General features: G+C 57.3%; 19 protein-coding genes and 1 pseudogene. 14 read left to right on the top strand and 6 right to left on the bottom strand.

From position 1 onward, the window contains the following. Nucleotides 1-149 precede the first annotated feature (149 nt). Complete coding sequence (locus ACVWYY_RS07745) at nucleotides 150-311, bottom strand: hypothetical protein (RefSeq protein WP_187147243.1); 162 nt, start codon at nucleotides 309-311, stop codon at nucleotides 150-152. A 238-nt stretch (nucleotides 312-549) separates the two neighbouring features. On the opposite strand from ACVWYY_RS07745, the gene ACVWYY_RS07740 reads away from it, so the two are divergent. The 7 genes from ACVWYY_RS07740 (at nucleotide 550) to ACVWYY_RS07710 (ending at nucleotide 7,440) form a co-directional block, all read left to right on the top strand. Next, a complete protein-coding gene (locus tag ACVWYY_RS07740) occupies nucleotides 550-1,161 on the top strand; it encodes a chromophore lyase CpcT/CpeT (protein ID WP_457440114.1) in 612 nt (203 codons plus the stop codon). Nucleotides 1,162-1,471: 310 nt separating this feature from the next. Next, entirely contained in the window at nucleotides 1,472-2,449 is a 978-nt protein-coding gene (locus tag ACVWYY_RS07735) for a hypothetical protein (protein WP_457440112.1), read from the top strand. A gap of 64 nt (nucleotides 2,450-2,513) precedes the next feature. After that, nucleotides 2,514-2,990, top strand: a complete 477-nt coding sequence (locus ACVWYY_RS07730) for a hypothetical protein (protein ID WP_457403898.1) — start codon at nucleotides 2,514-2,516, stop codon at nucleotides 2,988-2,990. A gap of 64 nt (nucleotides 2,991-3,054) precedes the next feature. Beyond that, nucleotides 3,055-5,295 carry an argonaute PAZ domain-containing protein gene (locus ACVWYY_RS07725; RefSeq protein ID WP_457403897.1) on the top strand — a complete coding sequence of 747 codons (2,241 nt, stop codon included), beginning with the start codon at nucleotides 3,055-3,057 and terminating at the stop codon, nucleotides 5,293-5,295. Between the two features lie 46 nt (nucleotides 5,296-5,341). After that, complete coding sequence (locus tag ACVWYY_RS07720) at nucleotides 5,342-5,554, top strand: hypothetical protein (RefSeq protein WP_238376814.1); 213 nt, start codon at nucleotides 5,342-5,344, stop codon at nucleotides 5,552-5,554. 67 nt (nucleotides 5,555-5,621) lie between these two features. After that, on the top strand, nucleotides 5,622-6,929 hold the full coding sequence (locus ACVWYY_RS07715; protein WP_457403896.1) for a hypothetical protein: 1,308 nt from the start codon (nucleotides 5,622-5,624) through the stop codon (nucleotides 6,927-6,929). 7 nt (nucleotides 6,930-6,936) lie between these two features. Further along, nucleotides 6,937-7,440, top strand: coding sequence for a bis(5'-nucleosyl)-tetraphosphatase (locus ACVWYY_RS07710; RefSeq protein WP_457403895.1), 504 nt, complete (start codon nucleotides 6,937-6,939; stop codon nucleotides 7,438-7,440). Nucleotide 7,441: 1 nt separating this feature from the next. Here ACVWYY_RS07710 and ACVWYY_RS07705 read toward each other — a convergent pair whose 3' ends face one another. Then, entirely contained in the window at nucleotides 7,442-7,633 is a 192-nt protein-coding gene (locus ACVWYY_RS07705) for a hypothetical protein (protein WP_457403893.1), read from the bottom strand. After that, complete coding sequence (locus tag ACVWYY_RS07700) at nucleotides 7,630-8,181, bottom strand: hypothetical protein (protein WP_414383228.1); 552 nt, start codon at nucleotides 8,179-8,181, stop codon at nucleotides 7,630-7,632. Before ACVWYY_RS07700 ends, ACVWYY_RS07705 begins: the two co-directional genes overlap by 4 nt. Before the next feature lie 136 nt (nucleotides 8,182-8,317). Here ACVWYY_RS07700 and ACVWYY_RS07695 point away from each other — a divergent pair, with 136 nt between their 5' ends. Continuing rightward, nucleotides 8,318-9,295, top strand: a complete 978-nt coding sequence (locus tag ACVWYY_RS07695) for an acetyl-CoA carboxylase carboxyltransferase subunit alpha (RefSeq protein WP_414399575.1) — start codon at nucleotides 8,318-8,320, stop codon at nucleotides 9,293-9,295. 295 nt (nucleotides 9,296-9,590) lie between these two features. Here ACVWYY_RS07695 and ACVWYY_RS07690 read toward each other — a convergent pair whose 3' ends face one another. Continuing rightward, nucleotides 9,591-11,366, bottom strand: a complete 1,776-nt coding sequence (locus ACVWYY_RS07690; RefSeq protein WP_457440110.1) for a phospholipase D-like domain-containing protein — start codon at nucleotides 11,364-11,366, stop codon at nucleotides 9,591-9,593. A 101-nt stretch (nucleotides 11,367-11,467) separates the two neighbouring features. On the opposite strand from ACVWYY_RS07690, the pseudogene ACVWYY_RS07685 reads away from it, so the two are divergent. Then, nucleotides 11,468-12,026 (top strand): annotated as a pseudogene (locus tag ACVWYY_RS07685) (transposase). Between the two features lie 28 nt (nucleotides 12,027-12,054). Here ACVWYY_RS07685 and ACVWYY_RS07680 read toward each other — a convergent pair. Then, nucleotides 12,055-13,056 carry an RRXRR domain-containing protein gene (locus ACVWYY_RS07680; protein WP_414413128.1) on the bottom strand — a complete coding sequence of 334 codons (1,002 nt, stop codon included), beginning with the start codon at nucleotides 13,054-13,056 and terminating at the stop codon, nucleotides 12,055-12,057. Nucleotides 13,057-13,391: 335 nt separating this feature from the next. Here ACVWYY_RS07680 and ACVWYY_RS07675 point away from each other — a divergent pair, with 335 nt between their 5' ends. The 4 genes from ACVWYY_RS07675 to ACVWYY_RS07660 all read left to right on the top strand — a co-directional run bounded on the left by ACVWYY_RS07675 (nucleotide 13,392) and on the right by ACVWYY_RS07660 (nucleotide 16,092). Beyond that, nucleotides 13,392-13,478 (top strand): fasciclin domain-containing protein, encoded by an 87-nt coding sequence (locus ACVWYY_RS07675; protein ID WP_457384026.1) that lies wholly within the window; start codon nucleotides 13,392-13,394, stop codon nucleotides 13,476-13,478. A gap of 67 nt (nucleotides 13,479-13,545) precedes the next feature. Further along, the gene (locus ACVWYY_RS07670; protein WP_414341967.1) at nucleotides 13,546-13,725 is read left to right on the top strand and encodes a hypothetical protein; all 180 of its coding nucleotides are present in this window, start codon (nucleotides 13,546-13,548) and stop codon (nucleotides 13,723-13,725) included. A gap of 210 nt (nucleotides 13,726-13,935) precedes the next feature. After that, on the top strand, nucleotides 13,936-15,438 hold the full coding sequence (locus tag ACVWYY_RS07665; RefSeq protein WP_457440107.1) for a DUF697 domain-containing protein: 1,503 nt from the start codon (nucleotides 13,936-13,938) through the stop codon (nucleotides 15,436-15,438). A gap of 300 nt (nucleotides 15,439-15,738) precedes the next feature. Then, on the top strand, nucleotides 15,739-16,092 hold the full coding sequence (locus ACVWYY_RS07660) for a DUF6464 family protein (protein ID WP_457440105.1): 354 nt from the start codon (nucleotides 15,739-15,741) through the stop codon (nucleotides 16,090-16,092). Here ACVWYY_RS07660 and ACVWYY_RS07655 read toward each other — a convergent pair. Continuing rightward, nucleotides 16,089-17,540 carry a BCD family MFS transporter gene (locus tag ACVWYY_RS07655; RefSeq protein ID WP_457440103.1) on the bottom strand — a complete coding sequence of 484 codons (1,452 nt, stop codon included), beginning with the start codon at nucleotides 17,538-17,540 and terminating at the stop codon, nucleotides 16,089-16,091. The genes ACVWYY_RS07660 and ACVWYY_RS07655 overlap by 4 nt on opposite strands. 169 nt (nucleotides 17,541-17,709) lie before the next feature. On the opposite strand from ACVWYY_RS07655, the gene ACVWYY_RS07650 reads away from it, so the two are divergent. Beyond that, nucleotides 17,710-19,044 carry a hypothetical protein gene (locus ACVWYY_RS07650; RefSeq protein WP_457440101.1) on the top strand — a complete coding sequence of 445 codons (1,335 nt, stop codon included), beginning with the start codon at nucleotides 17,710-17,712 and terminating at the stop codon, nucleotides 19,042-19,044. The last annotated feature ends 193 nt before the right edge of the window (nucleotides 19,045-19,237 follow it).

Below are 19,237 nucleotides of genomic sequence, written 5' to 3'. Positions count from 1 at the left end.
CAACACCGCTTGGATCCCCAGTGCCGAGAGGTGCTGTTTAACTCACAGAACCGCCGACGGGATCAAAGCCGATAGAACCAAGATGAGCAAGCGAAGCTCGCCCCCAGAGCCAGGCCACCATCTACAGGATCGGACTTGGACAAGAAGCCTCAGCCGCTGCTGGCAACCTCAACTGGCAGACGAGAAGAAGTTGGCTCGCCTTGTTTCCAGTCTTTTTCTACCGCGAAGGCAAGAAGCGATGAAATCAAAAAATGTAAATCGGCTTTACCTCGCGCAAAAAGGCTTAGATCGGTTTTCAATCTGTTTCCCATCTGGGATCCCGGCCAATGCTCCCTATCTTTCGTAGCGGCAGTTTTTTACAAAAGAGAACGTTTCTTGACCTAGCTTTACAATGTGAAGAAAGATGTCAGCCTCAATCGCGGCTTTGCGGCTTGGAAGGGAGCCATTTCAGTGTCAGAGCGAACATTCTCATAAAGGATACATAATTTAACACTTGATTCCCTAAGATTTTCGGTACACACCTTTTACAGAAGTTCTGGATGCCCGCTTATGCCTATTGGGTTGGATCGCACTCCTTCCCCAGAGCTGCTGCAGATGGCGCGTTGGCTTGCAGGAGACTTCAGCAACCAAGAGCAAGCCTGGGAAAATCCACCGTTTTTTGCCCAGATCCGGGTGGCCTACCGCCCCTTGCCGGCCCACGTTTTGGGCGGGATCGGCTTTTATGTGGAGCAAGCCTACAGTGGCCATTTGGAAGATCCCTATCGGCAGGCGGTGGTGGAATTGACTCAGGCAAGCGCTGGGATCCTGATTCGCAACTATCGCCCTTTGGAGCCGCAGCGGTGGCGGGGCTGTGCTCGGGAGAGGGCAGACCAACTGAGTCAACTGCAGGCTGCCGACCTAGCCTATCTAGAGGGGTGTGATGTGCAGGTGAAGAGGCAGGGATCCCTCTTTGTCGGCGTGACGGAGCCGGGGTGCCGGTGTTGCGTGGTGCGCAACGGCCAAACCACTTATCTGCAGACCACCTTGCACCTGAGCGAGAGCGAGTTTTGCAGCCATGACCGAGGGATGGATCCCATCACCCACCAGCAGGTTTGGGGAGCCCTGGCGGGCGCTTTTCGCTTCCAAAAAGTGGTCGATTGGCAGGCGGAGCTAATGCTGTAGGCTGCAGCCCATCCAGCCCCACAACTCCACAGTTGACAGCGCTATTGCGCACTCTCCCTCAGCCAGCTTTGTGTACACTGTCTTTGGCCGGGATCCAAATCCCCCAGGTTTGAGCGTGCTGTTTACCGGTTGCAACCGGGCTAGGCTCCTTTTAATTCAGTGTGGGTATTCAATGCAGGCGAGGTCGGGCCCAAAGGATGAGCCACGGTCTGGGTGGGCTTGGCACAGCCCTTGGGGAATGGCAATCGCCCTAGTTGGGATCTTGGCCTTGCTGCTGCTCGGTGCCGGCTGTTCTGGCCAGGGGGAATCTGTGGCTTCCCCCCCTGCGTTGATCCCTCTCCCACCTCAACCGGGAACCGAGTCGATTCCCATGCCGGTGCGTACCCTGGGCAACAGCCGCTTCAAGCTCCTGGGCCTGACAGTGGGGGTGGCCGGGAGCGGAGCTGAGGTGTTACTGGATACCGGCTCGGCAGGTTTGCGCATCATAGCGACAGCAGCAGGTCGCTTTGGCCTGGAGCGGACGGGGATCCCTTCCACCGTGACGTTTGGAGATGGCACGCAATTTATCGGCGTGTTGGCCCGCGCCCCCTTCAGCATAGGAGGGATCCCCAGTCGAGAGCCGGTAACAATTCAGTTGATCGACCGGATCACCTGTGTGGACGCCCTGGTGGCCAGTTGTTCAGAGAACTTGTTTGGAGAAGGGCGGCCCTTCGCCGGGATCCTAGGCACGTCCTTGGATGAGCGCAGCCCCAACCGGGAGCTGTTTAGCCCGCTCACCCGTCTTCCGGGCAATTTTCGCTCTGGGTACATGATCCAAACGGGGGGCTTCAACTCCACCCAGGGCCTGTTCACGGTTGGCCTAACGGCTGCCAACACCGCCGGCTTCAATTTCCGGCAGTTTCCCCAGGTGGGAAGCTTTCCCGATGGCACACCCATCTGGCGGGATGAGGCTTTGCAAGTGGCCTACAGCATTAGCAACACTTCCATTCAAAATGCCCTCAGCCCCACCGTTTTTGACAGTGGTTCTTCCGACATTTTTCTCAATGTCAGGCTGTTGGGGGCAGCTCCTTTCTCCACCTCGACCTTGCCCCCCGGCGCTGAATGGCGAGCTGTGCTGGAGGGGGCTTTTGACTACCGCATTCGGGTTGGCTTTCCCATTACGCCCAGTCGAGATCGGATTTTCGTCAACGGCAACCAGGGGGTGCAACTGTTGGGCATGCCGCTGTTTTTCAATATCGACGTTGCCTTCGATGTTGAGGGCGGGCGGATCGGCTTTCGCGTGCGTTGAGACAAAGTTGTTTTGAACCATCCCAAACGTTAACGTTGGGTTCAATTGCGGAGAAAAACTTGCCATGTTCGGTCGAGCCTTGAAAACCGGGAACAGCACGCCGCGCAGATGGCCTTGGGTTTGGGGACTGCTGTTGTTGTGTTGGTTGGGGCTAGGTGGGCCAGGGTGGGCCGTGAGCTTAGGGGATCCCTTGCCCGAATGGGCACAGCCCATGCCGGTGGGGCGACAGCGCTTGCGGGGGGTGGAGCAATACCGAGGTCAAGAGCAGATCCGCGCCTATGGCAACGAAGCGGGACGGGTGTTTTGGATTCAAATCCACAGTCATTCAAACTTACCCCCGGATTACCGGGAGTACTTGGGCGAATACCAACACTTTCCGGTAGAAGTCGTAGAAGTGGTGCCCTTGCGAGCCCGACGGCTGCGCTTCCGCCAGGGAAATCGCAGCGCCGAGTGGCAGGTGGTGGGCATGAGCGGTCGGTTTCAGGCGGAGGCGATCAGCAGAGATTTGGCTCCGCCAGGGTTGTTTGGAGATCCCTCGTGAAGAGCAGGAGAATTAGAGCTTATCCTAGAGATCCTAGAGAGAAACTTGAAACTAGAGTCTGCCAATGAATTTACTCCAGAAGAAAGTTGAGGTTACTCTTAATCGCTTCTTCGTCAAGGAGCTAACTCAAGAAGAGCTCACCTTCTATGAGTATAGTTGCAGGCCAAACCCTCTTCCAGATCTAGGAGAGGAGCAGAGGGCTCTCTCCAAGATTTGTAATCAGCTAGGTGTAATGGCTGTTCGTCTGGGAAATCGCATCATAACCCGAGAAAAAGTTCCGGCCAGTAAACTCAAAACAGAGGAATGGGAGTTGGAAGAGCTTGGTTCTAAGGCTCTAGATTGTACAGACCCTACAGAGAGACAGGCTCTAGAAACTTTCGAGCGCAAGAAACTAGATTGGAGTCTAAGATCTAAGTACAAAAGAACAGAGATTGAGCGATCAACAGGAGGAGGATTGATCTGGTGGGTTACGGGTCTGGAAGGAGTAGAACGGATTGAGGACTCGGAAGGAGTAAAACCACTTTGCGGAGATGGGTGGGAGGTTCACAGAGGAAGAGAGCTAGACGTTGTTATTAGACAAGATAAGAAGCTCTATCTAGAGATCGACATCCGATACCATTTCTACAGCCCATGGACGCTGCATGAGTGGCTGGAAAATTACCCAGATGTCTCAATTGAAATTGTACGAAACACATACAGGACAAAAAATAATAAATACCCAACTTGGGAGTATCGAGGCATTATTTCCAATCAGTCGCCAAGGGAAGTATGGTTAGCGGAGCTAAACACTAGCTTAGCGGATTATCATGTACAGAAGTACGGAGCAACTCCAGAAGAAGTTGATGGCTCTCTGGTGGTTCAAGTGGTCTCGAGAGAACGCAATTTCAGACAAAAGGCAGAGCCTATCCTTCATCTATCGCGGAGACTGTCGCCTGTTTTAACTTTGGAGATGCTAGCAAGTATAGAAGATCAAAGATGGACTGGCAAAAAAGTTAGCTCCTTGGTTAGCGAGCACATCAGAAAAAGTTTAGAAGAGAGATTGAAAGAGTCTAAAGAGACCGCAAAAACTATTATAGAAAATGTCTACAATATTTCTGACTTTCAGGCTGATCCCCTAAAAGCAGAAGGATACATTATGCCAAGGCCAAGGCTATTGGGGTTTGGTCATAGACAAGTCCAAAACCCCGCGAGAGTTAGGTACCAAGGATGTGCAAGAGTTGGCGAGACAAAGTTTGGACTTCTAAATCTTGACGATAATAAACGTGAGTATCCTACTGAGGTTCGCAAGTGCCTACTTGAAGTAGCTAAAAAGAGCGGAGCAAGAGTTGAAATAGACTTTTACGCAACCCGTCAAGATTTGCCTGAAGGCGACCTTGCTCAACAGAGGTTTTGGCAAAGCTGGGCCGACAAAGGGATCAAAACCGTTCTGGTTGTCATGCCCTTGTCGCCTAATGAGCACAAGCAAAAGATCCGCTTGCAAGCACTTCGAGCAGGAATAGCAACTCAGTTTATGATTCCTGGAGCTGACCCCTACAAAGCTCTAAATGTCGTACTAGGACTTCTGTGTAAAGCTGCGTGGCAACCCGTGTTGCTTGAACCCCTCGATCATCCTGAGTGCTCCGAGCTTACCATTGGTTTTGATGTGGGGACGAATCGAGAGCTTTACTACGGAACCTCTGCCTTCGCGGTACTGGCCAATGGTCAAAGCTTAGGCTGGGAGTTGCCCGATATACAAAGAGGAGAAACTTTTTCCGGCGAGGCAATTTATCAAACCGTGTCCAAGCTCGTCAATAGATTCTACAACAAATTTCATCGCTACCCTAGAAAGGTTCTTTTGATGAGGGATGGCTTAGTTCAAAGAGGCGAATTTGATAAAACAATTGAGGAACTAAGAAAAGAAAAGATTGCTGCGGATATTGTTGGAGTGCGCAAAAGTGGCACAGTCAGAATGGGAAGAGAGGAAAAAGGAAGCTATAGAGACGCTGCAATGGGCACTGTCATTTTTGACCATGAACGAAGGTCATTTATGCTCGTAACAAGCCAGCCCATTAAGAAGTCCTCGGTGCCAATTGGCAGCGCAAGACCGCTGCGAGTTGTCCATGAACACGGCAACACTCCTTTGGAAGTTCTGGCTATACAAACTTACCATCTCTCCCAGCTTCATCCCGCCAGTGGTTTTCAAGCCTGTAGGCTTCCTTGGGTATTGCACTTTGCCGACAAAAGCAGTAAAGAGTTCCAGCGCATTGGCAACAGCATTTTTAGTGTGCTGCAGAACATAAACCGAGAGAAGTTGATTGCCGTCTAGCCAAGGGAGGGGATCCCCACCTGCCGGCCTTGCTAGGATTGGGGGGGTGGTTGGTGTTGCGGCTATGGAGATGAATGAGGTCTGGAAGACCTTTCTGAGCAATCCTGTTCCGTTCTGTGGCGGTTTTCTCAGCGGCCTGCTGCGTTTGGATGTGAAGCAAGATCCGCTGCGCAGTTGGCTGGAGTCCCAGGGGCTGAGGGTGGAGGAGCCCCCGCCTTCCGGTCGCTCCGACGGCCCCCAATCCATTTCCATTGAATAGGCGTACATAGGCGTACTCAATCGGCGGGCAGAGAGTAGGGATCCCTTCCAAAGGGTTACTCACGGTCGTGGGAAGCGCTCCGATCCCGGCAGAAGCAGTGGCAAGAAGGGCAGCAAGAGCGGTGTTGCGAGGTGAGCTGATGTTCCCTGAACCCTCCCAATTTAGGAAGTGGCAGGGATCCCTTCGAGGCTGGGGCTATCTCGGCGGGGTGGTGTTCCTGGCAACGGGACTGGTCGGTCTGCCGTCAGGGGATCCAGCCGTGGCCCAATCGGCTCCCTCTTCTCTTGCCAGCCCTAAGCAGGATCCCCAAGCTTGGCTGGAGCGCTACAACGCCGCTCTAGAGCAATTGCCCCCTTTGCCCAACTTGCAATATCGCCAGCAGGTGCGGGTAGAGGGATCCCAAACCTTCACAGCCACGTTGGATGTGCTCTACCGCCGCGACGGCAGTTGGCAGGCTTGGGTAGCCGAAGGGGATCGCATCCGCCTCTTGGATTCGCGCCAATTGGAAGTGGTGAACCAGTCGGATCTGCTGCAGCTGTACTCGGTGTATGTGAGCCGACCGGAAGCCCTCTTGCCCTCGGTGAGCTTTTACTTGAAGGCGGATCCCAGCCGCTACCGCGTCCTCTCCTCAGAACGGGTGGATTTGGCTGGATCCCCTGTCCAGCACTTGCGCCTAGAGCCCATTCAGGAAGGCCAGTTGCGGGAGCTGTGGCTGGATCCGCAGTCGGGGCTGCCGCGGCAGGTGTTGCTGTTTTTGTCGGGGGTGTGGGGGCAGGCCTATGTCCTGATGGGGTTTACGGCGGTGCCAGCTCCCGAGGGAGGGGAGCGCTACTGGCTGCCGGAGAGCACCCGCATCAATTTGGGCTATGGCTTTTGGACCCTGGAGGGCCTGAACCGCCGCGTGTTCAGGGGATCCCTTTCCATCCAGCACGACTATCAGGACTACCAAATCCTACCGGAAGGTGGGGAGTTGCGCTTTTTGCCTTCGCAGCCGCCGGTGGATGCGCCGCCGGTGGTAGCCGGCCTGCCGGGGAGCGCTCCTCAAGCGGAGTTGGGAGATGTGCGGGCCTTGGGAGTGGATGAGCAGGGCAACCAGCAGTTCAGCATTGGCCTGGGCCGGCGCTCCAGCCCGGACAATTCCTTGGAAGACCGAATCGTTGCTTTCAACCTAACCCGACCCACCAGCCGCAACGCCCTGACCCAAATCGATACTTTAGCTCTTTTGCCTCTGGGGAATGGCCAGTTGCCCATCTATCTCTTCCAATTCGACACCGGTCGCCCCCTCTCGCCCCTGCAGGGGGTAGAGCGCCCGCAGGTGGATCCCAACGAGGTCTTCGCTCCTAAGCCGCCAGCCATCAAACTCTTTGGAGATTAGCTCCCCAATGCTGATAGATGCTGCCTATGGGGTGATCCCCATCCTGCCCCACCCACCCGCCCAGGAAGCTCCCAGACTGGGCTCTTCGCATTTGTATCTGCTCATCCAGCACCAGAAGGGGCATTGGGCTTTCCCAAAAGGGCACAAGGATAGCTCCGAAAGCGACCTGGAGGCGGCGCAGCGAGAATTGCGAGAGGAAACCGGCTTGACCGACTACCAGCTTCTGACCCTGCCCGGCCAGTCTGACCCTTTGACGCTGCAGGAAGCCTACACCTTTACGGATCCAGAGGGGAACCGAGTGGCCAAAACCGTTACCTACTACGTGGCCTTGCTGCCGCCCCAATTTCCTCCCCCTGAGCTACAGGTGCAACCAGAGGAGGTGGCCGCCTACCGCTGGTGCTCCTACTCCGAAGCCTTGGAGCAGATCAGTTTTGAAGAGAGTCGGCAACTGCTGCGCCGCTGCCAGGCTTATCTGCAAGAGCTGTGGGGAGGTCAGTCCACTGGAGTCTGACCTAGGGCAGGCCCGGCCCATCCGACTTGGCCAATACCTGGGAAACGCCCTCACTCGGCAGCCTGCGCCGCCTGACATCCTCCCAGTTGCAGCCCTCCCCAGCCGCTATGCAGCTCAGGCCCGCCAAAGGGGTATTGTGCAGTGGATCCCGCCAGTTGAAGGTCAGCTCCCCCTGTTGGTGTTCGACCCTCATCTCTGGCCTGCCTGTTCTTGAGAAGGGAGAAGGGGCAGTTGCAGCTCTGGATTCTCCACGCGGGTTAGCTCCCAGCGAAAGGGATCCCCACCCCGTCGCTGCCAATTCAATTGGAAGGGTTGCTCCAAGGCGTTCACCTGATCTCGCGTCAGGTTGGCCAAGGGGCCGCCGGAGCCCTCGATAACAAACCAGAGGGTGGCCCGTCCTTGGCGACTGGGATCCCCTAGGTCGAGCTGCACCTGCAGCGCTTGGGGTTGGAGGCGCAAGCGAAAAAATTGGCCGAAGATCTCGCGGCTGTAGGCCAGCGCCCGCTGCTTGTTCAGGCCCCAACCATCGCTATAGGCCTCAGATACCAACATCTCCACCTGATCCCAGTTGCGCTGCTCCACCGCCCGCAGCAATCTCTGGGTGTGGGCCCGGATTTGCCGCTCGGGCCGCCCGTAGTGCCAAAAGGCGCCCCCTGCAATGGCCAGGACGACGGATCCCACCACCCCCCAGCGCAGCCAGGGGGGAAGGGGTGAAGGGGGAGAAGAGACAGAAGCAGACAAGGGATCCCTCTTGGGCAGTAGGGGGATTGCTCCCTCTAGCCTACGGGATCTACATGTGAGAAGATCAAAGCCTGACCCCGAAATCTGTGCAGCCTCTGCCGGTCACAGCACGCTCCCGAAATTTAGCCAACCGGTCATGACCAAGTCCACCGACCGCCTGCTGCTGGAGTTTGAGCAGCCTGTTGCCGCCCTGGAGCAACGAATTCAAGAAATTCGGGCCTTGGCAGAAGAAAACGACATCGATGCTTCTGAGCAGATTCGCCAATTGGAAGCCAAAGCCGAAGAGCTGCGCCGCGAGATCTTCAGCCAGCTCACGCCAGTAGAACGGCTCCAGGTGGCCCGTCACCCCCGCCGCCCCACCACCCTGGATTACGTACAGACCATCTGTGACGACTGGTTTGAGCTGCACGGGGATCGCCACGGCCAGGACGATCCAGCCATTGTGGGCGGGTTGGCCAAGCTGGGGGATCAGCCGGTGATGATCCTCGGCCACCAAAAGGGTCGCGACACCAAAGACAACATCCACCGCAACTTTGGGATGCCCAATCCTGCCGGCTACCGCAAAGCCCTGCGGCTAATGGAACATGCCCACCGCTTCGGCCTGCCCCTGCTCACCTTCATCGATACGCCGGGGGCTTACCCAGGCGTTAAGGCGGAAGCCGAGGGCCAAGGAGAGGCCATTGCCACCAACCTGCAGACCCTTTTCCGGCTGGAGATCCCCATCATCTGCACTGTCATCGGCGAAGGGGGATCGGGCGGAGCCTTGGCCATTGGGGTGGGCAACCGCATCCTGATGTTCGAGCACGCCGTCTACTCCGTGATCTCGCCGGAAGGCTGCGCGGCTATTCTCTGGAAGGATGCCAAGAAGGCTCCCCAAGCGGCGGCAGCCCTGCGCATTACCGCCCAAGACCTGCTGCAACTGGAGGTGATCGACGAGATCCTGCCAGAGCCGGTTGGCGGCGCCCACCGCGCGCCCTTGGAAGCTGCTCAAACCCTCAAAGAGGCTCTTCTCAGGCATCTCAAGGAACTTTCTAGCCTGAGCGGGCGAGAATTGCGCGAGGAGCGCTACCAAAAGTTTCGCCGCATGGGAGCGTTTCTGGAGCTTTCTGAATAGACTTATGCATCCCTGATTTATAGTCGTTTCAGATTAGGGTGAGACACCTGGGCCATTGATCGCGCCAGCGGGACGGAGTCCTTGAAAAGCCTTTTGGCCCCCTGCATTATTGCTCTGCAACGCCGATGCGACCAACATTTTAGGCGTGGGTGCAGTGTCCTGGTTTGAACTGAAATGACTATATTTGGGGTTTAATTTGGGGTTTATTCGAGGGGAGAGGCCCTTTAGGAGCTGCTCTGGGATGAACTTCCGAAAGCACTCCGCGCCCTCAACCTGACCAAGAGGGGGCTAACTCCTACCAGGTTACCCGATCCCGCAGCTGCTCAATCCGGGCTGGGCCAATGCCATTGACCCGTTGCAGATCCTCCAAAGAGGAGAAGGGGCGGGCCTCGATAATGCGCTGCGCCAGGGCGGGGCCAATGCCGGGCAACTGTTCCAGCTCCGCCGCCGTGGCCGTATTCAGGTTAACGCGAGGGGATCCCCCAGGAGACGCCACCGGAAAAGCAACCGACGGGGAAGGGGATCCCGCCTCAGGAGGAAGAACGACCTCGACTTCCAGCAGCTCCGGCTCCGGTTCAGGCAAGGAAGCGGCAACGGGGACGGGGTTGGGGCAGCGACGGGACGCCTCTTCTGCCTGTTGTTGCAGGCGGCGGCTGGGGCCAAAGCGGGCATCGGCAATGAGCCGGTCGAACTCCCGCACAAAGTGATCCACCACTCGGCTATTGCGGATGATCAGGAAGTTTTCGTCGTTGAGGTGGTTGGCCGAGACCGACCAGTTGTTGGATCCGGTGATCACGGTGGCGTTGGCGGTGCCGGGATCGATGATGGCAAACTTATGGTGCAGCTTATCGCCGGGGGCGAGGTTGGGTATGCCTACAGACTGGGCCGGCAGCGTCCAGGGCAGGCGCGCCGCCTCCACCTGGCACTTTTCGTCGGGGAGCAACAGCCCCCACATCTCCAGGGTGCGGCTGTAGTCCCGGAAGGCAAAACCAGGGTCGAACACCCCGCGGATCTCCACGTTACGCTCCTGGCGCAGTTGCCTGAGTTGGTTGGCAATGCCCGGATCCGTAAAGACGAACAGAGCCAGATCCACCTGTTGCCGGGCTTGGGCCAGGGTGGCGGCAATAATGCCGTTGGAGGTGGCTTCGTAGGGCAGGGAGCGACTGGTAGGAGAAAAGTGAACCCCCACAATGGCATCGTCAATGTACACCGTTTCCAGGGAACGCTTGAGCTTTTGCACGCCGAAGCGGCTATCGGTCAAGCCACCGGGGCCATCGCCCCACATGAGATCAAATTCCTCGGTGTAGAGGCGGGCCAGCTCCGGGCTGTCCAGCAGCAGCAGATGGTTGGCATTGCCGACACTGCCAGGCGCATCAAAGTCCCCGTGAATATCAGAGAGCGTGAAATTGGCCGATCCGGTCAAGACTTTCTGCCCGTCGATCACCACAAATTTGTGGTGCATCAGGCCGCTGCCCTTGGAGCCATCGGCGGTATCATCCAGCCAGGGCACCCGCCCCCCATCCAGCAAGGCGTACACATCTCGGCTGGCAATCTCCTCGGGAGAAAACCGTCCATCCCGGTTCACATCCACCAGGTTGCGGTACTCCTCGAACTTGCGACGGCTGCGCTCGTCCAGCGCCCGCACTTGGTCAGGGGTGAGCTGGTGCCAGGCTCGCACGTAGGTGTTTTCAGTAATAAAACGCACAGGGATCCCCGCCTGCCGCCGCTCCACCAGAGCTTGGGCAATGAGCGGTAGGTTCAGCTCTTGCACGGCAATATCCACCGACTGCCGAGCGGAGCGAATCTGGGAAATGATCAACTCTTCCAGGTTGTAGCCGTAGCGGCGGATCTGGCGGTAGGGATCCCGATAGGTGCTTTCCCGGCTTTGGTTGAACACCACCCGGATGCGGGGGTGCTGCGGCAGAGGGGCCAGGGTGGGCAGCTCCGGCTCTTGGGGGTAGGCTCTGGGCCGAGGACCCACCCAGTAGCCGATCAAGACCAGAATGAGAAGCAGAGCAACCCAGGGCAGCCAGCAGCGGAGTTGCCGCAGCCACGACGGGATCCCGTTCATCGAAAAAACTAGGCTGTGTTTACTTTTAGTATGAGGTGAGGATAGTTTTTGGGCAAGGTCTGATGAGTTGCCTTGTCATAGATGACAATAAATAGCAAAAGATTCTGGCTTTTCTGCGAACAGAACCCCACATTGGCAAAGAGGCAGGATGCAAGCGGTTTATCGAGGGCGTGCTGTGGATGGCTCGTTCTGGCTCCCCCTGGCGCTACCTCCCGGAAAGATGTGGAAAGTGGTACACCGTTTACCCAAGATTCCATCACTGGAGTCGCTTGGGAGTCTGGGAAAGAATGTTTCAGTTCTTCATCACAGAACCCGATTGAGAGCATCTTATCCTGGACTCAACTATCGTTCGTGCTCACCCCTGTGCAGCCAGAGGGGAGCAAGCCTTGGGCAGGAGTCGAGGTGGATACAGCTGGCAAAAAGAACGCACGAAAGTGATAAGGGAGAGTCGGGTGGTGATTCCTTCTAGGAAGAAGAGGAGGGTGGTGCGAGATTACGACCGGCATGTTTACAGAGAGAGGCACCTAGTAGAGTGCTTTTTTTCAGAAGCTAAAGCAGTATCGGCATTTGTTTTCTCGTTTTGACAAGTTGGCCAGGAACTTCTTGAGCTTTCTCTACTTCGCAGGTGCTCTCTTCTGGCTAAAGATCAACACAACCTAGGTCTGAAACCCCGCTCTTGAGGGCGGCTTTACTCTCCATAAAACCTCCAGGAACAAAAGCATAAGTACCGCACATCCTCTCTTTTGGCGCTCTGCGTCAACCTCTTCCCGCTCCGTAAGCAATGCAAACTTAACCTCCCCCCAGAACTGCCACCCACAAAAGTGAGCCCCCACCTGGGATGACGCACCAAACTGCCGCGCTTCAAACCCAGACTGATAGTCCCCCCGTAGGGCAGTCTTTTCCCACCTTTGGCCGGTTGCAAACGATGCAGTTGACGACGATGAAACCGTAGAGGAACTACTATGAGCATCTGCCGGTTGTCAGGTTGCAGGTGCCCACCGGTTACGGAGTTAGCCAACACCCACGCATCCACGCAGTGAGCCTCAAAGACCTCGGCTGTCTTTTTGTTGGTTTTCTTCAGCCCAAGGGCGTCCCGCATCTGCTGGGTTTCCCACCCTGAACGGATCAACACTTGCCCCAAGCCCGCTAGTTGTTGATAAAACCACTGCTTACCCACCTCTAGGGGGGAGAAAGACACGTCCCAGCGACGCTGGCCTGAGGTCTTCGCCTTAATGTCCTCCACCACAAATACGGATATGGGAAACAACTTGCTCAGCCACCTGGCAAGACAGAGCTTCCACTGCCACCGAGCCTTGGTGGAAGGGGGCAATCCGCCTCTAGCCCGGTTCGCTCTCGGTTGCCGACAGGGCGTTTGGCGATACCGCCTCAACCGACGCATGTTTCGACGCTGCTCAACATGCTCCTTCACCCAATTAACCGCGTCCGCTTGGATGTTGAGGTAGGTGTGTGCGGCTGATTTGACCGACCACCCTTCTTTCTTGCTTCCTGGGTCAATACCGACGGCTATGGGTTGGGTTTGCCGGTCAGAAGGTTCCCCGTTGAGACGAACACAAAACACCCCTCTCTTCCAAAAGGGAGTAGCCTTGCCGGATTTAACCCACCGCCTCGCCCGGCTGGGAGTGGTCGGCATGAGGGGGTTTTGGTTGTGGTCTACGACGGGCACGAACATGCGGTAAGTCTCCTTGCGGAGTATGTACATCCCTTCGCCCCTGGCCGACGTAGAGGTAGCAAACTAGGGAAGCATTCGCTACGTACTTTGGGCTGCCACGCCCAGTCGGCTCAGTCTCCTTCAAACGCCCCCCATGACTGGGTTGCTTGGGCAGGCTAGTCTTTCCTTGCCCTTGGGGTTTCAGGCTGGCTAGGCCCTACTCCCACAAGCCCCCAGCTAAGAATGGGGGTACTTGACGGCCTTTCTCCTCTCCAGCAATCACAGCCCCAGGATACCGAACTTTACGGCAGCTGTTTCTGCGCCAAGGTGCTCTCTGCTCTACTCTAGGGCCACCCGTGAGAGAAAGGCTTTTGACCGCCGATATTCAAGCCTCTAACGGCATCATCCACGTCATCGATGCAGTCTTGATCCCGCCGCGTTAGGAATTGGGCCACCACTTCGGGCATCATAGAAGCATCGAGATCCAGCACTTTATTGGGGAGATTCAGCGTGGAGCGGCCTAAGTGGGTAGCAATCGTTACAGGGATCCTGGCCATTGCTCTGGGGGTGGGCTACTTGCTGCTGGCACAGCTGTTGGATTATCGCGGGGGCGAGTTTTTGCCGGCACCGCTGGAGCCGCCGGCGATTTTGGGAGAGGGGATCCCTGGCTCATGGGGCCGGTTGAGCTGAGGGCGCTTTTGACTTCCTGCTTCCCCTTCCTCTTTTACTTGCGGGTGGCTGATCCCCAGCAAAACTCTTGACAAAATTGTATGCTCAGCTACAGCAAGCCCTATGCTGGAGAAGCGGTTGCAGATTCAGTTGACAGCGGGGGCTGTCCTCTGGGATGACCGGTCGATTTTGGCTTTTTGATCTGGAGATCTGGGCAGGCTGTGGGTTGGGATGGTGCTGTCGCGCTCCACTTGGGTGTGGTTGTGGGCAGGGCTGGGTTTGGCGGCCCTGAGCCAATATCTGCAATGGGTTGGCGGGATCTACAGCTTCGTGGCTCCCCACTCCGAGCCTCTTGCGGAGCTGGTGGTGGGCGCCATCCTTGGGGGGACAGCAGCAGCAGGTCTGGCAGCGCGCCATTGGTGGCAGCAGGCTGGCCGACGGCAAAGTACTCCAAACCAGCGGACACAACCGCTGCGGCGGGTTAAGTTAACGCGGAATCAGGTGCAAGCCGATCTGGAAGATGCCGATCGCCTGATCCAGAAGCTACAGAATGACATCAGTCGCCGTGCCCTGCGTGCCAAGCTGCAAGAGATCAATCAGCGGCTTAACCAGGAGGAATTGCATCTGGTGGTGTTCGGCACCAGTTCCGCCGGCAAGACCTCGTTGATCAATGCCTTGATGGGCCGACCAGTGGGCGAAACAGCCCCCACCCTGGGCACCACCCAGCAGGGATCCATCCACACCTACCAATTGGAGGGCTGGAACGGCCCCATTTCCCTTACCGACACACCTGGGCTGCTGACGATTGGGGGAGCAGGGGAAGCGGAAGCCCGCGCCCTGGCCCAGAAGGCGGATCTGCTGATCTTGGTGGTGGCCGGAGACCTGCTGGCTTCGGAATATGCCGAAATGCTGGAGTTGGCCCGGCTGGGCAAATCCGCCATCCTGGCCCTCAACAAAACCGATCAGATGCTGCCGGAGGATGTAGAGACCATCTTGGCCCATTTGCGCCGACGCACCGCCGGTGTTATCCCTGCCGAACAGGTGGTGGCCATCGCCGCTGATCCAGAGCCCCTCAAGGTTCGCTACTACTCCGAAGATGGCTCTGTGTGGGAAACTTGGGAGCCGCAGCCCCCCGAGACAGAGGCCCTCATCCAACAAATGGCTCACCTGCTGCAGCAGAAGGGATCCCACCTGCGCTTGGCCAATGCCTTGTTGCAAACCCGAACTCTCAGCGAAGCCGTCCAGCAGGCCCTCCAAGAAGAACGTCGCCAACAGGGTCGCCAGATCGTGGAACGGATGCAGTGGGCCACCGCTGCTGCCCTGGCGGCAAACCCTCTTCCTGCTTTGGATGTGCTGGCAGGAGTAGCCATTCAGGCGCGCATGATCGGGGAACTGCACCAGGTGTTTGACCGACGCATTACCTTGCGCCGGGCCCAGCAAATTGCCCAGAGTTTGGCGCAAATGGTGGTGCAACTGGGGGGGCTGGAGCTGGCTACTCAGGCTTTGGGCTCTCTGCTCAAGGCCAGCCCCTTGATGGTTATGGGGATCCCCCTGCAGGCAGTGACGGGGGCCTATCTGACACGGGTGGCGGGGCTCAGCTACCTAGAGTGGCTGTCCTCTGGGGATCCCTGGCAAGAGGAAATCCTGCAAGAGCGGATTAGGCAGCAGCTCCAAAACCGTCATCCTCTGGCCTTTCTCACCCAACTGGCCCGCCAAGCCCATTCCAATAGCTAGTCGAAGCATCCGTCTTTTCGCCGCCACAGGCCCAACCTATCCCGTTCTCCGCCCGCTGCGGAAAATCCATTACTCCATTACACTGAATACAGCTTTCTAAATACAGCTTTTTCTGATACAGCTTTTTCTGGGCTTGACTTTGTAGAAGTTCTGTAAATCAGCGGGATCCAAGTCACAGAAGAGAGAACATTAGGAACATTAGTCAGTGTTGCCGGAAAAAGCTGCCCAGGTCTTATCATGGGTCAAACCAAGCCCATCATCCTGTAGTCTGCTGCCCTAAACTGGCTCCGTTGGCACCTTATGTCTTCCCCCAACCTGACCCTGCCCATTCAGTGGATTGATGTGGATTCAGGAGAGGTGGTGGAGGAATGTCCTTGGGAGAGCAGTCCCCATCCGGGCACCTACGTCCAACTGGCAGAGCAGCACTACCTAGTTCTGGAAAAGCGTCATTCCTACCGGCTCCGGCAAGGCAAATACCACCTGTGTGGGATCCGCGCCCTGGTGCGTTCGGTCACCCCACCTCAGGAAGTGGGAAGGTTCCTGGGGGATCCCTCCTGTCGGTTTAATGCTCACTCGCCCTTGCTGCGTTGTGCCGTCAACCCCAGCGGGCCCTGTCAGGGCTGCCCCCACTACGAGCCAGCTCTGCGTTGCTAGCCCTCCAACTCCAGAGCCATGACCTGGGTGAGCGCACGGTTGGTCTTTTCGCGAAACTCGGCCACGCTCACCCGTCCCAGCAAATACACGGCCAGCAACATCACCGCTGCCTCCACCCCAAAGACGGTGGCATAGGCAAGCACTGAAGAAGTGGGGAAGAGAATGCGCCCCAGATCGAGCAAAGCCCCGCCGAGCAAGGTGGAAACCGCCTGGGACATGGCCTGGGCCAGTCCCCAAGCCCCGATAAAGGTGCCTGCCGTCTCCGCTGCCGTCAAATCCAACATGAGGGTAATGGCGCCATTGGTGGTGATCCCAGAAGCCAAACCAAACAGGATCATGCACAGTTGCAACAGCCGTGAATTGCCTGTAAACCCTGATGCAATGGTCAGCCCAAAAGAGATGGCCACCAGCAGACAGCCCAGACGGGCCGTTGTCTGTTTGCCCAGCTTGGGCACAATGAAAAATCCGGTCAGCACAATCCCTGCCAAAATACCCAGGCTCCAAAAGGCATTGAGCTGGGTGCTCTGGGCCACCGTCATGCCAAACACCTCGCCGCCGTAGGGTTCTAGGATCGGCTGTTGGATAAACAGGCCCATGGTCATCAACACCAAGAAGCCGAAAAAGATCAGGGTTTGGCGGCTGGCGGTCAGCACCTTGATGGCCGTGCCAAGGGTGATTTGGTCTTCCCGTCCGGCCAGGGTGGAACGGGATCCGTAGCGGGAATAGCGCTTTTCCACCCCCCAGGTGGCAACCACCCCCAGCAGGATCACCACGGCTGGAATGATGATGAAGAGGCGATTAATGGTGCTCTGCAGGTTGTCCGGATCCAAGCCGCGCAGCAGAACTGCCGAGCCAATGGCCCCGCCGGCAATCCCCACCATCAACATAGACCAGACGATCCCCACCAACTTAGAGCGGTTGTCCTCGTCTGACACATCCACCAGCAAAGCCGCAAAAGGCGTGGAGCAGGCGCTGAGGCAGAGACCATAAAGGGCAAACATCAAACAGGCCAAGCCTATCCAGCCATAGGTGGCTCCAGACCAGCCCGTAGCCGCAAAGCTATCCCCCAAACCCCACACCACCTGCACCCCCAGGAAGATACAAACGGCAAATAGCACCGATCCCAGACGCACATAGCCGGTGCGATGCAGGCCAAACAGGGGCTTGGCATCCGAGAGCTGCCCAAACCAAACCCGAGCCGGGGAGACCAACTGGTGCATGGCCAGGGATCCCCCCACCACCGTTGCCGGGATGGCCAGCAGATCCGTGTCGATCATGACGCGGTTCAGCACTCCCAAAGTGAGCAGCGACATCATTCCCAAGCCCATTTGAAACAGGCCCAGGCGGAACATGACATGCAGCGGCAAAGACTGAACCTGCACCTGAGGCTCTGGAGAAGCTGGAGTTACAGAAGCGTTGACCTCGGGATCCCGGCGAATACTGGCCATGATCTGGAATGATTCGAAAGGGTGCTACAGCTTTTTATCGTAGCCCAGGCAGCCTGGGATCCCGGCAAAAGCATGGGGTTGCCAAAAGCGAAACCGCCACGTCCTCTCCCCTTTTGGGAGCTATTGTCAGGGTATAGTCCCCCAATTTCCAATCCTCAGGAATATTGCTATGCGCGCCCCCATCCCCTGGCTGCTGAGTTCACTGAGCTGGGTGGGCATTTCCCTGGCCGGAGCAGCCCTCGTCCCTACACTGATGGTGTCCACCTCGCAGGCAACCCCTATGGATTTTCCGCTCCACCAGTCCCTTTCTTCCCCCACTCCTTCAGAGTGGGCGGAATACTTGGCCTACAGGCAGGTGATTGACCAGACGATCTCCATGACCTGGGATCCGCAAGCGCGAGCCTTGGCAAAGCAGTATGGGCTGGATATCGTCAACATCACCTGGGAAGATACCGGACGCCACAAGGGATCTGCCCTTGGCCCCAACATCAGCGACATGACCATCCAGGTACAACAGCTCAACCCCAGAACGGGTCACTACGAGCTGAGCTTGATGCCGGTGATCCGCTACCCCAACTTTGCCGATCTGTCTGCCGACCTGCCCCTCGATAGCCTACAGGTGCTGGTGGGCAACGAAAAAGGAAAACCCCTGCAACCCGTGTCGCTGCGAGAGCTGCTGGGGAATCTGCGCCGCTACTTACATGATCCCGGCTCTTGGGCCGGCAACCGGAACTCCCTGCTGGCTCCACGGGATAGCCATGTGTTGGTGAGCGCCCAAGCTGCCTTTTTGCCTATCCCTGCCGGGGGCTCTGCCCAATTCAACCCGGTGTTGTTCAACTACCAATCCTATCCCGGTAACCCAGCCGTGCTGGCAATCTTGGCCACCCGCGAGGGCACCAGCATTACGGTGATCGAGAACCGCACCGAAGATAGGGTGGGCGGGGCTATTTGGGGCCAGCGCCTTTTCTTCAATCAAAACGGTGAACGGGCCAGCCTCACCGGGCAGCGCCTCAGCGATTTTCGGGCCGAGCAAGCCGCCAACCCAACCCCCAGAGATCCCCATTCGGCGGAAGTAGCAGAAGAAGCCCTGAATCTGGTGATGCTGATCCAAGTGCCTCTTCATCAGCGGCAGCCGCCGCGAAGGGAAGTTGAGGATATCTCTGTCAATTCCGGACCCGCAGCCAACCTGGCTGGCCTCAGCAATGTAGAAGCCGCTGTCATCGGACATGGGCCGGTGGAAGGCCCCTTCACCGAGGTCAACAACCTCGACATCAAGCGGGATCCCCGCTTTCCCATTCGGGTCACGATCCAGTTCTACAAAGCCACCGACAATGGCGTGGTCTCCGCCGAGGACATGGCCCAAATCCACCATCAAATTGCCCGCGTCTACCGAGAGGCCGATTACGTAGGCAGCTTGGTGATTCAGGGGGATACAGGCCGACCTACGGAGTACGACCGTGATGCAGAGACAGAGCGCCCCTTTCCTGGGTGGCCGTGGCGTTAGGGCCTACTGCGCATTCTTCCCACAACCTGCAAGCGAGGGGCAGCATCTTCTCGCCCTAGAGTTTCTCTACTACACTGACAACTGACCTGGTGCCAAGAGGAGGGGGTGTCGGCCCGATATCCTCGGCAAGGTCAGGGTCTGCAGAGACAGTTGCCAAGGTCTCATTTCTTGAGGCCATGGTGCTTGTCTGTGC

The organism is Thermostichus sp. MS-CIW-34, assembly GCF_054060435.1.
The sequence above is the reverse complement of the archived record's forward strand: the minus strand, read 5'-3'. Positions and strand labels throughout refer to the sequence as shown.

What these genes read in the sequence shown, in the direction of transcription:
- ACVWYY_RS07650 (WP_457440101.1), top strand. Translation starts at nt 17,710, where the DNA reads ATGCGCGCCCCCATCCCCTGGCTGCTGAGTTCACTGAGCTGGGTGGGC.
- ACVWYY_RS07655 (WP_457440103.1), bottom strand. Translation starts at nt 17,540, where the DNA reads ATGGCCAGTATTCGCCGGGATCCCGAGGTCAACGCTTCTGTAACTCCA.
- ACVWYY_RS07730 (WP_457403898.1), top strand. Translation starts at nt 2,514, where the DNA reads ATGTTCGGTCGAGCCTTGAAAACCGGGAACAGCACGCCGCGCAGATGG.
- ACVWYY_RS07745 (WP_187147243.1), bottom strand. Translation starts at nt 311, where the DNA reads ATGGGAAACAGATTGAAAACCGATCTAAGCCTTTTTGCGCGAGGTAAA.
- ACVWYY_RS07740 (WP_457440114.1), top strand. Translation starts at nt 550, where the DNA reads ATGCCTATTGGGTTGGATCGCACTCCTTCCCCAGAGCTGCTGCAGATG.
- ACVWYY_RS07705 (WP_457403893.1), bottom strand. Translation starts at nt 7,633, where the DNA reads ATGAGGGTCGAACACCAACAGGGGGAGCTGACCTTCAACTGGCGGGAT.
- ACVWYY_RS07710 (WP_457403895.1), top strand. Translation starts at nt 6,937, where the DNA reads ATGCTGATAGATGCTGCCTATGGGGTGATCCCCATCCTGCCCCACCCA.
- ACVWYY_RS07690 (WP_457440110.1), bottom strand. Translation starts at nt 11,366, where the DNA reads ATGAACGGGATCCCGTCGTGGCTGCGGCAACTCCGCTGCTGGCTGCCC.
- ACVWYY_RS07660 (WP_457440105.1), top strand. Translation starts at nt 15,739, where the DNA reads ATGTCTTCCCCCAACCTGACCCTGCCCATTCAGTGGATTGATGTGGAT.
- ACVWYY_RS07665 (WP_457440107.1), top strand. Translation starts at nt 13,936, where the DNA reads ATGGTGCTGTCGCGCTCCACTTGGGTGTGGTTGTGGGCAGGGCTGGGT.
- ACVWYY_RS07725 (WP_457403897.1), top strand. Translation starts at nt 3,055, where the DNA reads ATGAATTTACTCCAGAAGAAAGTTGAGGTTACTCTTAATCGCTTCTTC.
- ACVWYY_RS07680 (WP_414413128.1), bottom strand. Translation starts at nt 13,056, where the DNA reads ATGTTCGTGCCCGTCGTAGACCACAACCAAAACCCCCTCATGCCGACC.
- ACVWYY_RS07695 (WP_414399575.1), top strand. Translation starts at nt 8,318, where the DNA reads ATGACCAAGTCCACCGACCGCCTGCTGCTGGAGTTTGAGCAGCCTGTT.